This window comes from uncultured Xylophilus sp. (genome assembly GCA_913776965.1).
GTDB lineage: Bacteria > Pseudomonadota > Gammaproteobacteria > Burkholderiales > Burkholderiaceae_C > Xylophilus.
The window spans coordinates 1-15815 of record CAJYQL010000077.1 but is presented as its reverse complement, the minus strand read 5'-3'; the positions used below and the strand labels follow the sequence as shown (position 1 = coordinate 15815).

The 15815-nt window shown below is 68.6% G+C and carries 15 protein-coding genes; 6 read left to right on the top strand and 9 right to left on the bottom strand.

Going from position 1 to position 15815, the window contains the following annotated elements:
• Both QZ500_RS11590 and QZ500_RS11585 read right to left on the bottom strand, forming a co-directional pair.
• Positions 1 to 175: DNA polymerase III subunit chi (locus QZ500_RS11590; RefSeq protein WP_295855400.1), on the bottom strand; the 175-nt coding region annotated here is incomplete at its 3' end.
• 18 nt (positions 176 to 193) lie between these two features.
• The gene (locus QZ500_RS11585) at positions 194 to 1681 is read right to left on the bottom strand and encodes a leucyl aminopeptidase (RefSeq protein WP_295855398.1); all 1488 of its coding nucleotides are present in this window, start codon (positions 1679 to 1681) and stop codon (positions 194 to 196) included.
• A 28-nt stretch (positions 1682 to 1709) separates the two neighbouring features.
• Here QZ500_RS11585 and lptF point away from each other — a divergent pair, with 28 nt between their 5' ends.
• From lptF to QZ500_RS11560, 5 genes are all read left to right on the top strand, one after another.
• Entirely contained in the window at positions 1710 to 2810 is a 1101-nt protein-coding gene (gene lptF / locus QZ500_RS11580) for an LPS export ABC transporter permease LptF (protein ID WP_295855397.1), read from the top strand.
• The gene (gene lptG, locus QZ500_RS11575) at positions 2807 to 3910 is read left to right on the top strand and encodes an LPS export ABC transporter permease LptG (protein WP_295855395.1); all 1104 of its coding nucleotides are present in this window, start codon (positions 2807 to 2809) and stop codon (positions 3908 to 3910) included. Before lptF ends, lptG begins: the two co-directional genes overlap by 4 nt.
• A complete protein-coding gene (locus tag QZ500_RS11570; protein ID WP_295855393.1) occupies positions 3907 to 4275 on the top strand; it encodes a CbiX/SirB N-terminal domain-containing protein in 369 nt (122 codons plus the stop codon). The genes lptG and QZ500_RS11570 overlap by 4 nt, the downstream gene beginning before the upstream one ends.
• A 74-nt stretch (positions 4276 to 4349) precedes the next feature.
• Positions 4350 to 5291 carry a CysB family HTH-type transcriptional regulator gene (locus QZ500_RS11565; protein ID WP_295855391.1) on the top strand — a complete coding sequence of 314 codons (942 nt, stop codon included), beginning with the start codon at positions 4350 to 4352 and terminating at the stop codon, positions 5289 to 5291.
• A 44-nt stretch (positions 5292 to 5335) separates the two neighbouring features.
• On the top strand, positions 5336 to 6526 hold the full coding sequence (locus QZ500_RS11560) for a pyridoxal phosphate-dependent aminotransferase (RefSeq protein WP_295855388.1): 1191 nt from the start codon (positions 5336 to 5338) through the stop codon (positions 6524 to 6526).
• 30 nt (positions 6527 to 6556) lie between these two features.
• On the opposite strand, the gene QZ500_RS11555 is transcribed toward QZ500_RS11560, so the two are convergent.
• Positions 6557 to 7822, bottom strand: a complete 1266-nt coding sequence (locus tag QZ500_RS11555) for an HD-GYP domain-containing protein (RefSeq protein ID WP_295855385.1) — start codon at positions 7820 to 7822, stop codon at positions 6557 to 6559.
• A gap of 276 nt (positions 7823 to 8098) precedes the next feature.
• Between QZ500_RS11555 and QZ500_RS11550 the strand changes: the two genes are divergently transcribed.
• Positions 8099 to 9103 (top strand): P1 family peptidase, encoded by a 1005-nt coding sequence (locus QZ500_RS11550; RefSeq protein ID WP_295855383.1) that lies wholly within the window; start codon positions 8099 to 8101, stop codon positions 9101 to 9103.
• Between the two features lie 21 nt (positions 9104 to 9124).
• Here the strand turns inward: QZ500_RS11550 and QZ500_RS11545 are convergent, their stop codons facing one another.
• The 6 genes from QZ500_RS11545 to QZ500_RS11520 form a co-directional block, all read right to left on the bottom strand.
• Positions 9125 to 10213 (bottom strand): PA0069 family radical SAM protein, encoded by a 1089-nt coding sequence (locus QZ500_RS11545; protein ID WP_295855380.1) that lies wholly within the window; start codon positions 10211 to 10213, stop codon positions 9125 to 9127.
• Positions 10214 to 10279: 66 nt separating this feature from the next.
• Positions 10280 to 11398, bottom strand: a complete 1119-nt coding sequence (locus QZ500_RS11540; protein WP_295855377.1) for an acyltransferase — start codon at positions 11396 to 11398, stop codon at positions 10280 to 10282.
• Positions 11399 to 11411: 13 nt separating this feature from the next.
• The gene (locus tag QZ500_RS11535) at positions 11412 to 12368 is read right to left on the bottom strand and encodes a nitronate monooxygenase family protein (RefSeq protein ID WP_295855375.1); all 957 of its coding nucleotides are present in this window, start codon (positions 12366 to 12368) and stop codon (positions 11412 to 11414) included.
• A 97-nt stretch (positions 12369 to 12465) separates the two neighbouring features.
• Positions 12466 to 14256, bottom strand: a complete 1791-nt coding sequence (locus QZ500_RS11530) for an acyl-CoA dehydrogenase (protein WP_295855373.1) — start codon at positions 14254 to 14256, stop codon at positions 12466 to 12468.
• A 75-nt stretch (positions 14257 to 14331) separates the two neighbouring features.
• The gene (locus QZ500_RS11525; RefSeq protein WP_295855370.1) at positions 14332 to 15465 is read right to left on the bottom strand and encodes an ABC transporter substrate-binding protein; all 1134 of its coding nucleotides are present in this window, start codon (positions 15463 to 15465) and stop codon (positions 14332 to 14334) included.
• 88 nt (positions 15466 to 15553) lie between these two features.
• On the bottom strand, positions 15554 to 15815 hold a 262-nt coding region (locus QZ500_RS11520; RefSeq protein WP_295849886.1), incomplete at its 5' end, for an FAD-binding protein.

Genomic DNA, 15815 nt, shown 5'->3' with positions numbered 1-15815 from the left:
AATGCGCGAGGAATGCCGTCGGTGCGAACGACCAAAGTGCCCGGTCCAGGGTATCGAGCATCTCCTGTGCCCCGACCACGACGACGCGGGCCTGCCCGCCGATGGCCTTGCGCAGCAGACGGCAGACATACGACAGCTTGTCCGGCGCATTGAAGTGGAAGGCGATCTCGGTCATGCGAAGGAACGGGCGACCTCAGGCCTTCGCGCTTTTGCGGGCGGTCTTCCTGACCGTCGGCCGACTCGCCGCGGACTGGGACAGCAGGTACTGCAGCAGGAGCCCGACCGGCCGGCCGGTAGAACCCTTCGCGGTACCGCCCTTCCAGGCACTCCCTGCGATGTCCAGATGCGCCCATGGGAATTTGCCGGCGAAGCGCTGCAGGAACTTGGCGGCGGTGACAGCACCGCCTGCCCGGCCTGCGACATTGGCGACGTCCGCGAAATTGGTCTTCAAACCCTCGGCATATTCGTCGTCGAGCGGCATGCGCCAACACGGATCGAGCGCGGCGTCGCCCGCAGTCGCCAGCGCCGTCGCCAGCGCGTCGTCGGCGCTGAACAACCCGCTGCGGACATTGCCGAGCGCCACCACGCAGGCACCTGTCAAGGTGGCGATATCGATGACCGCCCGCGGCTTGAACCGCTCTGCGTAGGTCAGCGCGTCGCACAGTACAAGCCGCCCTTCCGCATCCGTATTCAGGACTTCGATCGTCTGGCCGCTCATGCTGGTGACCACATCGCCCGGTTTAAGCGCACGGCCATCGGGCATGTTCTCGCAAGCCGGAATCAGCCCGACCACGTTCACCGCAGGACGCAGATCGGCCAACGCACGGAAGGTGCCGAGCACGCTGGCCGCGCCGCACATATCAAACTTCATTTCATCCATCTCGGCCGCCGGCTTGATCGAGATACCGCCGGTATCGAACGTGATGCCCTTGCCTACCAGCACGACCGGTGCGTCGTCCCGTCCCGCTCCCTCGTAGCGGAGCACGATGAAACGCAGTTCTTCTTCCGATCCACGGGCCACCGCCTGGAAGGAGCCCATCCCCAGCTTCTCGACTTCGCGCGGTCCGAGCACCTGCACCTTCAGCCCCGGTCCTTCGAGCGACTTCGCCGCATCCGCGAGCAGCGTCGGCGTGGCGTAGTTGGCCGGGCGGTTGCCCCACTCCTTGGCGAACTCGATGCCGGCGACCGATGCGCGCGCAATGGCGAAATCCTGTTTGACCGATGCACTGTCCGGCACCGCGAGGGTCACCCGCTCGATGCGCCGTGGCTCGGCCTTCGGCTTGGTGGTTGTGTAGACATAGCTGCCGTCCGCGGCTGCAGCCACGGCCGCGCGCACGCCGTCGGCGCCGGCCTGAGCCGGCAGGACCAATGTGATCCGCTTGACGCCTTCATGGTATTTGAGAGCGCCGATAGCGGCCAGGACGCCCTGCCGAATCCCTTTGGCGTCTCCGGTACCGATCCCTGCCAGAACGGCGCGCTGCGCGGTCAGTGCGGCATGGCGGTAGAGAACGAGCGTGCGTCCTGCCTTGCTTTCGAAATCACCCGCCTTGCGTGCGTCAGCGACGATCCGGGAAAGCTCGTCGCCAGCGCTCTGGAAGTCGTCCTGCACCAGCACGACCAGCGCATCGGCCTTCTCGCCCGACGCTCCTGCACGGTCCAGGGTCTTGAGTTGGAAGTCCATAATTCGCGATTCGTTTTTGATCGAACCGATGTTATTCCATTCCTCCATACGCAAGGAGCTGGGACGCAGCTTCGGAGCGACCCTGGTAGTGCTCGCGACCGTGGTGATGACCATCATGCTGATCCGGGTGCTGGGCCAGGCCTCGCGCGGCAGCGTCAACCCGTCGGACGTCCTGATGGTGATGGGTTACACCGTGCTGTCGCAGCTGTCCACCATCCTGGCGCTGAGCCTGTTCGTCTCGATCGTCGGCACGCTGTCGCGCATGTACCGCGACAGCGAGATGGCGATCTGGCTGTCGGCTGGCCGTGGCCTCGGCAGCTTCATCACGCCGCTGCTGCGCTTCTCGTGGCCAATCCTCGCGGTGATCGCGGTGTTGGCCCTGCTGGTATGGCCGTGGGCGAATACGCAGATCCAGGACATGAAGGACCGCTACGAGCGCCGAGGCGACATCGACCGGGTGGCACCGGGACAATTTCAGGAATCCGCGCGTGGCAACCGGGTGTTCTTCATCGACAAGGACACGCCCGACAGCCAGAGCGCGAGCAATGTCTTCATCACCGCCAGCGAGCGCGGCCGCGAGGTCGTGACCTCGGCGCGCAGCGGACGCCTGGAAACCATCAAGGACGATCGTTTCGTCGTGCTTTCCGACGGACAGCGGCTCGAAAGCACGGTCGGCCAGCCGGGTCTGAAGATCAGCGAATTCAAGGAATACGGTACCCGGATCGGCACGGCAGCGCTGAGCGGGCAGGATGAAACGCCGGTGAAGTCCCGCTCGACGCTGCAACTGCTGCGCGAGCCGACGCTGGTGCACCAGGCGGAACTGGCGTGGCGCATCGGCCTGGCCTTCGCGGGTTTCAACTTCGTCGTGATGGCACTGGCGGTATCGACGGTCAACCCGCGTGCCGGGCGCAGCGGCAATCTGGTGTTCGCGCTGTTCGCCTTCATCGTGTACTACAACTTCCTGAACCTGGGCCAGAGCTGGATCATGAGCGGCCGCATCGGCGCAGCGCCTTATCTGCTGCTGCTGCATGGGGGCGTGCTCGCGGCCTGCGGACTGATCCTGGCCAAGCGCCACCACCAATGGTCGGTCCGCCGGATGATCGGCGGCCGTAGCAGGGTCGCGGCATGAAGACGATCCGTCGTTTCCTGTACGCCGAGGTGCTCGCGGCCGTGGCATTCGTCACGCTGGGCTTTCTGGCGCTCTTCTTCTTCTTCGACTTCGTCGACGAACTGCGCTGGGTCGGCCGGACCGGCTCGGACGGCTACCAACTCCCCCACGCCCTCGCGTTCGTGGCGCTGTCGATCCCCAGCCACCTCTACGAACTGTTGCCGATCACCGTGCTGATCGGCACCATCTTCGTGATGGCGCGGCTGGCGCAGAGCTCCGAGTACACGATCCTGCGCACCAGCGGACTCGGCCCCTGGCGCGCCCTGGGTACGCTGCTGTCGCTCGGACTGGTCTTCGTGGTGCTGACCTTCGCGGTGGGCGACTATGTGGCGCCCGCGAGCGAACGGGCCGCGCAGCTCGTCAAGGCCCGCTACCAAGGCGGCCTGACCATCGGTCAGACGGGTGCCTGGCTGCGCGAAAAGCAGGGCGACATGTCCTATGCGGCGAACGTGCAGTCGCTGTCCTCGGACGGCCAGATGAAGGGTATCCGGATCTACGAGTTCGACAATCGTGGCTTTCTCTCGGCGCTGACGCAGGCGGAGCAAGGCACCTTCGGACCCGATGCCTGGACGTTGCATGGCGTGGAGCGCCGCGCCTTCCATACGCGCGACGCCCAGCGTGCCCGCGTCGACCGCACCATGCCGCCGGCGCTGCAATGGCCGACGCACATCACCTACGAGATGGTCTCGGCATCGCTGCTGAAGCCGGACAAGATGCCGACGGTGGATCTGTTCCAGTACATCCGCCATCTCGATGCCAATGGCCAGTCGGCACAGCGCTACGAGATCGAGTTCTGGCGCAAGGTCTTCTATCCGCTGTCGTGCTTGGTGATGGTGGTGCTGGCGTTGCCGTTCGCGTACCTCCATTTCCGCTCGGGCGGCATCGCGACCTACGTTTTCGGCGGCGTGATGGCGGGCATCAGCTTTTTCCTGCTGAACAACGTGTTCGGCTACATCGGCAACCTGCAGAACTGGATGCCCTGGCTCACGGCGGCCGCTCCCGGCATGATCTACACGGTGCTGTCCTTGGCGGCCTTCAGCTGGCTGGTATTGCGACGATGAACCCTGCTTCCCCTGCCATCGTGCTGTTCGGGCACGGCTCTCGCGATCCGCTGTGGCGTCGTCCGATCGAGGCGGTGGCGGAGCGGCTGCGGGCGCAGCATCCCGACACCACCGTCCTCTGCGCGTACCTTGAACTCACGCCGCCCGACCTCGCGACCGCACTCGAACCGCTGCTTGCTAGTGGTTGCAGCGCCGTCCGCATCGTCCCGATGTTCCTGGGTGTCGGTCGCCACGCACGCGAGGATCTGCCCGGGCTGGTGGATGCGCTACGGCGCGACCATCCCGGTGTGCGTTTCGATCTGCAGCCCGCCGTGGGCGAGGACGACCGGCTGCTGGACCTGCTCGCGCATATCGCAGCGGGCTGATCCCGTCGAGCCCCGACCGGGTAGCGCCGCGGTCGCCGCCCCATAATGGCGCCCGCCGCCGCCCACCGCATGCCATGAATCTGCACCAGTTCCGCTTCGTCCAGGAAGCCGTCCGCCGCAACCTGAACCTCACCGAAGCGGCGAAGGCGCTGCACACGTCGCAGCCCGGCGTCTCGAAGGCGATCATCGAGCTGGAAGAGGAACTCGGTGTCGAGATCTTCGCCCGTCACGGCAAGCGGCTCAAGCGGGTGACCGAACCCGGCGAACACGTGCTGCGGAGCATCGAGGTGATCATGCGCGAGATCGGCAACCTGCGGCGCATCGGCGAGCAGTTCAGTGCCGAGGACAGCGGGACGCTGTCGATCGCCACCACCCATACCCAGGCGCGCTACGTACTGCCCCTGCCGGTCGCCCGGCTGCGCGAGGCGTATCCCAAGGTGAACGTGAGCCTGCACCAGGGCTCGCCCGACCAGGTGGCGCGCATGGTGCTCGACGAGGTCGCGGAAATCGGCATCGCCACCGAATCGCTGGCCGACTACCCCGGCCTGGTCACCCTGCCCTGCTACGAATGGCAGCATGTGCTGGTGGTGCCGCAGGGCCATCCGCTGGCGCAGATCGAGCGGGTGGCGCTCGAAGATCTGGCGCGCGAGCCGATCATCACCTACCACCCGTCCTTCACCGGTCGCACGCGGATCGACCAAGCCTTCGCCTCGCGCAAGCTGGAGCCGCGCATCGCGCTGGAGGCGATCGATTCGGACGTCATTAAGACCTACGTGCGGCTCGGCCTGGGCGTGGGCATCGTGGCCGAGATGGCGGTCCGCGACGATTCCAACAACGACCTGGTGGTCCGGCCGCTCGGCCAGCTGTTCGGCCAGAACCTGGCCCGCGTGGCGTTCAAGCGCAGCGCCTACCTGCGGAATTTCGTCTTCCGGTTCGCCGAGCTGCTGAGCGACCGGCTGAACCGCGAGCTGATCGGTAAGGCGCTTTCCGGCCATGCGTCCGACTACGACCTCTGACGCACGCCCACGCCCGCCTTCTTCGAGCTTCTCTGCACGACATCATGGACCCTGCGACGACCTTGCCCCCCGACACGCGTCACGCACCCCGCACGCCGGCGGTGCAGAGCAAACTGCCGCAGGTCGGCACCACGATCTTCACGGTGATGTCGGCCCTCGCGGCGGACACCGGCGCGGTCAACCTCGGCCAGGGCTTTCCGGATTTCGACTGCGACCCGCGGCTGGTGGAGGCCGTGGCCGCCGCCATGCGTTCGGGCGCCAACCAGTACCCGCCGATGGCAGGATGGCCCGCATTGCGCGAAGCGATCGCCGCCAAGACCGAGGCGATGCACGGCCGCCGATACCGGCCGGCGGACGAGATCACGGTGACGGCCGGCGCCACGCAGGCGATCCTCACGGCCATCCTCGCCATCGTGCGGCCGGGCGACGAGGTGATCGTCCTGGAGCCCTGCTACGACAGCTATGTGCCCAACATCGAGCTCGCCGGCGGGACCGTGGTGCGGGTGCCGCTAGTGCCGGGCACCTTCAGGCCCGACTTCGGACGCATCGCGTCGGCGCTGTCGCCGCGCACCCGGGCGATCATCGTCAACACGCCGCATAACCCGAGCGCCACCGTCTGGACGCGGGCCGAGATGCAGCAACTGGAAGACCTGCTCGCACCGACGGACGTGCTGGTCATCAGCGACGAGGTCTACGAGCACATGGTCTACGAGGGCGAGCACGAGAGCGCGGCGCGCTTTCCGGGGCTGGCGGCGCGGAGCTTCGTGGTGTCGAGTTTCGGCAAGACCTTCCACGTCACCGGCTGGAAGGTCGGCTACGTGGCGGCGCCTGCACCGCTGACCGCCGAGTTCCGCAAGGTGCACCAGTTCAACGTATTCACCGTCAACACGCCGGTGCAGGCCGGCCTGGCCGAGTACCTGCAGGACCCGGCGCCCTATCGCGACCTGCCCGCCTTCTACCGGGCCAAGCGCGACTTCTTCCGCGCCGGGCTCGCCGGGTCCCGGCTGCGGCTGCTGCCGAGCGAGGGCACCTACTTCCAGTGCGCGGACATCTCTGCGGTCAGCGACCTGCCGGAGGCCGAGTTCTGCCAGTGGCTCGCCCGCGAGCATGGCGTCGCGGCGATTCCGCTGTCGGCGTTCTACGGCGACAGTTTCGACCAGCGTGTGGTGCGCTTCTGCTTCGCGAAGCGCGAGGCCACCTTGCAGGCCGCGCTCGAGCGCCTGCAGCGGCTCTGACCGGCGCCTCCGGCCCGGCGCAGGCCGATGTCAGGCCTGCATCCAGAGCGCGTCGAGGTTCTGGAAGCCCCACTTCTTGGTGTCTTCAATCCCGACGATCTTGTCGGGCACCGCCGCCGTCCGCAGATCGATCCGCTCGGGCACGAGCGGCTGATGGTTCTTGGCACAGTGGAAGACACGCACCACCGGCTGTAGCAGCGCCTGCGGGTTCTGCTCGACGATCACGGCCAGGCGGTCGGATGCCAGCCGCACCAGCGAGCCGACCGGATAGATGCCCAGGCTCTTGACGAATGCCTGCATCAGCGCCGGATCGAAGTGCCCCTTCCACTGCATCATCTGGCGGACCGCATGCGCCGGGTCCCAGGCGTCCTTGTAGCAGCGCTTGGACGTGACGGCGTCGTAGACGTCGCAGATCGCCCCCATGCGGGCCAGGGGCGAGATCCCTTCGCCCGACAGGCGGTGCGGGTAGCCGGACCCGTCGAATTTTTCGTGGTGGTGCAGGATCACCTCCTGCACCGGCCGACTGACTGCCGCCCCGTGGTTCACCAGCTTCCAGCCTTCCATCGGGTGCGACTTCATGATCCGGAACTCGGCTTCGGTGAGGGAGCCCGGCTTGTTCAGCACTTCCGGCGGAACCAGCGCCTTGCCCAAGTCGTGCAGCAGCCCGCCGAGCCCGGCCTCGCGCACCTGGGCGTCGCTCTGCCCGATCTGCTTGGCGAGCGCCACCATCAGCCCGCACACCGCGACCGAGTGCATGTAGGTGTAGTCGTCGCGCGATTTCAGCCGGGCGATGCTGATCAGGGCACCCGGATTGCGTTGTACCGAATCGGAAATCTCCTGGACCAGCGGCAGCGCGGCGGTGGCATCGACCGCCCGTCCCATCCGCACCTCGCCGAACATAGAGGCCACCGCATCCCGCGCGCCCTGGCAGATCGCGCGGGCCTGCTGCAGTTCCTCGGCGAGCGGGATCGGCTGGGGCCGGGCGATCACCGCGGGGGCGACGGGGGCGGCCGGCGCCTCGGGCTCGGGCATCGCAGGCGCGGGAGCAGCGGCAGTCGGCGCGACGGGTGCTGCCGGCAGCGAAGCCGCATCGGCCATCAGCACATCGAGGCCCTTGGACACGTCGATCCAGACTTCTTCGATGCCGGACCGCTGCACCGCGGCGAGGTCGGTGGTGTCGTCCACGACGAACGCGCTGCGCCAGAACGGATGATCCAGCCAGGAGCCGGTCATCTTGTGCAGGTACATGCCCCGGCGCAGCTGCGCGACCGGGATTTTTTTCAGCGCCGTGTCCACGGGGGCGATACGTATCTCGGGAGAGCTCCGGCACCGGCGGAATGCCGGCGGCCGCGAGAGGCTGGCAGTGTAAGGTTCTGATCAGCTTTGCCGAAGCGAACGGGCTGGCGATTCGAGAGTCCACATTCACATGCTCCTTAATTGATAGCAAACAACGCTTATGTGTTGAGCGCTATGCTCGAATTTCCGTCGCCATCCGGACTTACCCGTAAGTGCCGCATTTCTGAGGGCCGTGGTCGGCACGCGGTACGGATTCGCCGCTTCCATAATCGCCCGATGACCGCCGCCGACCGCACCTCCATCACCGACATCGCCGGCATCGAGGTCGGCCACTTCACCGATGCGCGCCGGCCGACCGGCTGCACCGTGGTGCTGGCGCGCGGCGGCGCGACGGCCGGCGTGGATGTGCGTGGCGCCGCGCCCGGTACCCGCGAGACCGATCTGCTCGACCCCGGCAATCTCGTGCCGCAGGTGCATGCGGTGCTGCTGTCGGGTGGCAGCGCCTACGGGCTGGATGCGGCCGGCGGGGTGATGCGGTGGCTGGAGGGCGCAGACATCGGGCTGGACGTCGGTGTCGGCCGGGTACCGATCGTGCCGGGGGCGGTGCTGTTCGACTTGGCGGTCGGCGACATGCGCATCCGCCCGGATGCCGATGCCGGTTTCGCCGCCTGCGCCGCCGCGCGCGCCGAGCCGCCGGCGGAAGGCAGCGTGGGCGCAGGGGCCGGCGCGACGGTCGGCAAGATCTTCGGGATGGATTTCGCCATGAAAGGGGGCATCGGCACGGCGGCGGTCAGTGCCGGCGGTTTCACGGTCGGCGCGCTGATCGCGGTGAATGCCCTGGGTGACGTGGTGGACCCGGACACCGGCGCCGTGCTGGCCGGCGCGCGGACCGCCGACGGCCGGACGCTGCGCGACAGCCGGCGTTCGCTGCTGCGCGGCGACCCCACCCAGCTGCCCCTGGCCGGCACCCAGACGACGATCGGCGTGCTGGCGACCGACGCGACGCTGACCAAGGCGCAGGCCGGGCGCCTCGCCCAGGCGGGACACGACGGCCTGGCGCGAAGCATCAACCCGGTGCACACGATGTCCGACGGCGACACCCTGTTCGCGCTCGCCACCGGCCAGCGGTCCGAACCGCCGCCGATGACGCTGCTCGGCGTGCTGGCAGCAGAGGCGACCGCCCGCGCCGTGGTGCGGGCGGTGCGGGCAGCACGCGGCGTGACCGTCGGCGGTCTGCACCTGCCGGGCCTGGCCGATGGCGAGGTGCGGGGCCACCCCTGAGCCGGCAGGCCACGTCGGTCGCTAGAACAAGGTCCCCTGCGCCGCCGGTTCCGGCGGCCGGAAGCGGTCCGCATCCAGCAGCACCCGCTCCTGGTTGAAGCCGTGTCGGCGGCAGGCCCGCTCGAAGCGCTGGCGGATCAGGTCGGCCCACAGGCCGCGGCCCTTCATGCGCGACGCGAAGTCGGCGTCGTAGTCCTGGCCGCCCCGCATGTCCTGAATGCGCGCCATCACCCGCGCGGCCCGGTCCGGGTAATGCAACTCCAGCCACTGGCGAAACATAGGCGCCACTTCCCACGGCAGGCGTACCACCGTGTAGAAGGCGCTGCGCGCGCCGGCCTGCCAGGCGGCGTCCAGGACCTGCTCCATGTCTTCGGTGATGAACGGGATCTGCGGCGCGACGCTCACGCCGACCGGCACGCCGGCCGCGGTCAGCCGCCGGATCGTCTCGAGCCGCCGGTGCGGAGCGGCTGCGCGGGGCTCCAGGATGCGCGCCAGCCTGGCATCGAGGGTCGTGACGGTGACGTAGACCGCCGCCAGCCGGTCGGCCGCAAGCGGCGCAAGCAGGTCCAAGTCACGCTCGACCGCGCTCGACTTGGTGACCAGCCCGAACGGATGCCGGCAGGCGCCCAGCACTTCGATCACCGACCGGGTCAGGCGCAGCTCGCGCTCCACCGGCTGGTAGCAGTCGGTCGCCGTGCCGATCGCGATGTGGCTGGGCCGGTACGACCTCCGGGACAGTTCGGTGCGCAGCACCTCGGCAATGTTCTGCTTGGCGACGATCCGGGTCTCGAAGTCCAGTCCCGGCGACAGCCCAAGGTAGCTGTGCGTCGGCCGCGCGAAGCAGTAGATGCAGCCGTGCTCGCAGCCGCGGTACGGGTTGAGCGACGCATCGAAGGGAATGTCGGGCGAGTCGTTGCGGCTGATCACGCTCTTCGCATCCTCGAAGCGCACCTGCGTCGGCGGCGGAGCGTTGCGCGCCTCGTGCAGGTCGGCCAGGGTGCACCAGCCGTCGTCCCAGGCTTCGCGGTCGGTGGTCTCGAAGCGGTGCGGATGGCGCGTGGCGCTGCCCCGGCCGCGTACAGCCTGCAAAGGGATGAAGACGGGTTCCAAGGCGACCGGCGAGAACTGTATGAAAATACAGTTTATCCGACCAACCGCCGTGGGGGAAGCGAACTGTCAGGGCACCGGCGCCCCGGTCCGGTGGCGCCACCAGCGCAGGCGATCCGCCCAGCGATGCCAGCGCCCCTGCGGCTGCTCGACACCGTGGTGGAACAGGGCTCCCGCGACCACCGACAGTCCGAGCGCGCCCACGATTCCCAGCAGACTGGCCCACGGCGCGTCCGGCCAGACCGGATGCACGACGGCCGCGACGAGCAGGATGACCGGGAAGTGGATCAGGAACACCGCATAGGAGATGCGGCCCAGGTAGCGCACCGCGGCCGGCGGCTCCCAGCACTGCATCCGCCCGGACTGCTGCGCTACCGCCAGCAGCAGCGCCGTGGCGAGCGCGACGGCGATGCGGCCGCGATATTCGATCAGGAGTGTAGCGCCGCCGATCGATGCCAGCAGCACGATCGCCCGCAACGGCTGCCGGGCCTGCGCGGTCCAGCACGCCAGCATGCCCGAACCGTAGGCACCGAAGAAATACCAGGCCCAGGCGTCCAGCGCCGGGTCGCGGTTGAAGAGCGCCAGCGACAGCGCGGCGAGCACCGCCACCGCCATGGGCAGGAAGCCGTGACGCCACGGCGACGGCATGCAGCCGCCGATCCACACCAGCAGGCTGGTCAGTACGAACAGCTGGAAGTCGATGGCCACATACCAGACGCCCGCCGACAGCGCGTCGATGCCGAACAGGTCGTGCAGCAGCAGCACATGGGCCAGCAACTGGACGGCGTCCGGCCCCTCGGGCACCAGATCGCCCGTCAATACCGGACGCACGAGCGCGCTGACCCCGATGCAGACGGCCAGCGCTGCCGCATACGGCACCACCAGCCGCCGGTAGCGCCGCGCGATGCGCCCCCAAGGCGCGCCAGAAGCACCGATACCGGCCGGCGCCAGCGTCCGCGCGGCCAGGAAGCCCCCGATGGCCAGGAACATCTGCACCGCATAGCGGGCGTAGTCCGCCAGCCAGTCGAAGATGTCCGGCGCCAGCGCATGCGCCGTCTGCGACATCGGGCCGTAGAACGCCAGATGGTGCGCGACGATCAACAGGCAGGCGCCGGCCTTCAGCGCATCGACCAGCGGCAAGCGGTCGCCGGCGGCACGCGCTGCCGCAGCGGCGGACGGAGACGTCACCCGACCCCGGACGTCAGAGCGCCAGGCGGCTGCGCGCCGCCTGGTACTCGCGCGCCAGCCGCTCGACCAGTTGCGCCGCTCCGGTCACCTCGGTCACCGCGCCGATGCCCTGCCCGCAGCCCCAGATATCCTTCCAGGCCTTGCGCGCATCGCCGCCGAAATTCATCTTGCTCGGGTCGCTCGCCGGCAGGTTGGCCGGGTCCAGGCCCGCGGCGACGATGGACGGCGCCAGGTAGTTGCCGTGCACGCCAGTGAACAGATTGCTGTAGACGATCTGGTCGGAGTCGCCGTCGACCACCGCCTGCTTGTAGGCGTCGCTCGCTCGCGCCTCGTGGGTCGCGATGAAGGCCGAGCCGATGTAGGCGAAGTCGGCGCCCATCGCCTGCGCCGCGAGCACCGCGCCGCCGCTGGCGATCGCACCCGACAGTGCCACCGGGCCGTCGAACCACTGGCGGATTTCCTGGATCAGCGCGAACGGGCTCTTCACGCCCGCATGGCCGCCCGCACCGGCCGCCACCGCGATCAGGCCGTCGGCGCCCTTCTCGATCGCCTTGTGCGCGAAGGTATTGTTGATGATGTCGTGCAGCACCACGCCGCCGTAGCCGTGGATCGCCTCGTTCACGTCGGCGCGCGCGCCGAGCGAGGTGATGACCAGCGGCACCTTGTATTTCTCGACCAGCGCCATGTCGTGCTCGAGCCGGTCATTGGACTTGTGCACGATCTGGTTGATCGCGAACGGGGCCGACGGCGCCTCGGGATGCGCACGGTCGTAGGCCGCGAGCGTCTCGGTGATCTCGGCCAGCCAGTCGTCGAGCTGGGCCGCCGGGCGCGCATTGAGCGCCGGCATCGAGCCGACCACGCCGGCCTGGCACTGGGCGATCACCAGCTGCGGGTTGCTGATGATGAACAGCGGCGATGCGATCACCGGCAGGCGCAGGCGGTCGAAGACGGGCGGCAGGCGGCGGGACATGGGCAGGCTCTCCTCTTTCATGGGCGTTTAATGGCCTTTTCGGCCTTTTGCGCTGGTGCAGCCTGCGCTGCCAGCTATTTTTTCGATAGCGAACGGATCAGAATGCGTCGAGCGGCATCGCCATCACGCTGTCGGCCCCGCGCACGATGCTGTCGCGCAGGCCCGGCACCCGCGATAGCAGGTGCTCGGCGTAGAACCGGGCGGTCGCGATCTTCGCTTCCATGAACGCGCGGTCCTGGTCGCGGTCGAGACAGTCCTGCGCCGCCAGCAGCGACACGCCCATCTGCCAGCCGGCCACCAGGTTGCCGGCGAGCATCAGGTACGGCACCGACCCCGCGAACACCGCGTTCGGCGTGCTGCGGGTGCCGGCGACGACGAAATCGACCACCTCCAGAAATGCCTTGCGCGCCGTCTGCAGGTGCTGGCGCATCGACGCGGCCGCGTCGCCGTCGCGCTGGGCCAGCGTCTGCTCGGTCTCGGCGATGCGGGCCGCGATCGCTTTCGCCACCTGGCCACCGTCGCGGGCGGTCTTGCGCCCGACCAGGTCGTTGGCCTGGATCGCGGTCGTGCCTTCGTAGATCGTCAGGATCTTGGCATCGCGGTAGTACTGCGCGGCGCCGGTTTCCTCGATAAAGCCCATGCCGCCGTGGACCTGCACGCCGAGCGACGTCACCTCCAGGCTGGTCTCGGTCGAATAGCCCTTGACCAGCGGCACCAGGAATTCGTAGAACGCCTGCGCCTGCCGGCGCTCGTCCGGATCGGTGCCGTGGTGCGCCCGGTCGTAGGCGGCGGCGGCGACGGTCGCCATGGCACGGCAGCCCTCGGCGGTCGCGCGCATCGTCATCAGCATGCGTCGCACGTCCGGGTGGTGGATGATCGGCGCGCTGGTCGGCAGCGAGCCGTCGACCGGCCGGCTCTGCACCCGCTCGCGGGCATAGGCGACGGCCTTCTGGTAGGCCCGGTCGGAGATCGCGATGCCCTGCACGCCGACCGCGTAACGGGCGGCGTTCATCATGATGAACATGTATTCCAGGCCGCGGTTCTCCTCGCCGACCAGGAAGCCGGTCGCGCCGCCGGCGTCGCCAAACTGCAGCACTGCCGTGGGCGAGGCCCTGATGCCGAGCTTGTGCTCGATCGAGACGCACTGCACGTCGTTGCGCGCGCCGAGGCTGCCGTCGGCGTTCACTAGGAACTTCGGCACCACGAACAGGCTGATGCCCTTCACGCCCTCGGGCGCACCGGCCACCCGTGCCAGCACCAAGTGGACGATGTTGTCCGCCATGTCGTGTTCGCCCCAGGTGATGTAGATCTTGGTGCCGAAGACCTTGTAGCTGCCGTCGCCCTGCGGCTCGGCGCGGGTACGCACCAGCGATAGGTCGCTGCCGGCCTGCGGCTCGGTCAGGTTCATGGTGCCGGTCCATTCGCCGCTCACCAGCTTCTCGAGGTAAGTCGCCTTCAGTGCGTCGCTGCCGGCGGTCAGCAGCGCCTCGATCGCGCCGTCGGACAGCAGCGGGCAGAGCGCGAAGCTCAGGTTGGCCGCATTGAGCATCTCGCCGCAGGCAGCGCCGATGGTCTTGGGCAGCCCCTGGCCACCGAAATCCGCCGGGTGCTGCAAGCCCTGCCAGCCGCCTTCGGCATATTGGCGGAACGCCTCCTTGAAGCCGGGCGTGGTGGTGACCACGCCGTCCTTCCAGGACGACGGCTGCCGGTCGCCCAGCTGGTTAAGCGGTGCGACGATCTCCTGGTTGAAGCGCGCGCATTCCTCCAGCACCGCCCGGGCCGTGTCGAGCCCGGTGTCCTCGAAGCCGGGCAATTCCGCGATGCGGTCGATGTGCGCAAGGTGTTCGATGGCGAACAGCATGTCCTGGACGGGTGCGGTGTAGCTCATGGCAGCAGGCTCGTGGTGAGGCAGGCCGACGCTCCGGTCGGCCCGCAATGAAAAGAGAAAAAAGCGAAACGCCGCTTACTGGCGCAGCAGCCCATCGCGCCCGACAATGGACAGATCCACGTAGCGCGAGCCGGTGTGCATGCCGGGCCGGAACCCGATCACGTAGTCGCCCAAGTCCAGGCGGTCCAGGCCGTCGAGGGCCCGGGTCAGGGTTTCGCGGTTGGGCGCAGGACCGGCGCGGCGGATCGCCTCGGCCAGCACCCGTCCCGCGATGTAGCCCTCGAACATCGCGTGGCTCACCGGCTGGTCCGGCGGCACGGCCTTGACCGCCTGCTGGAAATCGCGGGTGATGCGGCTCGCCAGCCGGTTCGGGCTGGGGGTTACCTGGGCGATCGAGATGCCCTTGAGCTGATCTTCGCCCAGCCGCTTGGAGAGCTGCTCGACATCGACCTCCGCCGTCGCGAACAGCTGCGCACCGCCGCCGGCAGCGCGGTAGGCTTCGACGAAGGCACTGCAGGCCGAGCTGGCCAGGATCAGGATCGCCTGCGGCTGGGCCTTCGCCAGCGCCTCGACCGCAGGCCCGACCCGGTTGGAGCCGGCCGGCACCACCGCGTCGCCGGCGAGCTGCACCTTGTGCTGGGCCGCCGTCTTCTCCACCAGCGCACGGGTCGCCGCGAGTTGCGTGCCGTCCTCGTACAGGACGCCCAGCCGGGTGATGCCGAAGGTGGCGACGTGGCGCACGATCCGGTCGATCTGCTCCGGCCAGCCGGCGCGCACGTTGTAGACATACGGGGTGTTGGCCGCCACCATCGCGCCGCGGAAGCCGACCAGCGGCAGCCGCTCGCGCTCCAGCAGCCCGCTCGCGATCAGTTCGCCGATCGGCTGCGCGCCGAAGTAGCCGGCGAGCGCAATCGGTCGCTGTTTCTCGACCAGGTCGCGGGTTGCTGTAAGCGTGTCGGCGGCGCGCGACCCGTCGTCGCGGCTGGACAGCACCAGCGTGTTGCCGGCGATGCCGCCCGCGGCGTTCACCTGGTCGAACACCAGCTTCAGACCGGCGGCGTAGCCGCGGCCCTGCGTGGCCTCCACACCGGTCATCGGCGCCACCTGGCCCACGACGAGCGCCGCCGCCGACGCGGCCGACGCACCGCATACGAGCAGGCACGCGGCGATCCATTGGCGGGCACGACCGCCCACGATCCGAGCTTGCATGTCTCCATCCTCCGGGGCGCGCCTGCGCCCGTCAGTCCTGCGGAAGAAACCGGCCCGGCGCCACACGGCGGACGGGCCATGGCGCCTCTCAGAGCGCCTTGACCATCTCCGGCACCGCGGCGAACAGGTCGGCCTCCAGCCCGTAGTCGGCCACCGAGAAGATCGGCGCCTCCGGGTCCTTGTTGATCGCCACGATCACCTTCGAGTCCTTCATCCCCGCGAGGTGCTGGATCGCCCCGGAGATGCCGGCGGCGATGTAGAGCTGCGGCGCGACGATCTTGCCGGTCTGGCCGACCTGCAGGTCGTTGGGCGCATAGCCCGCATCCACCGCCGCACGGCTCGCACCGATG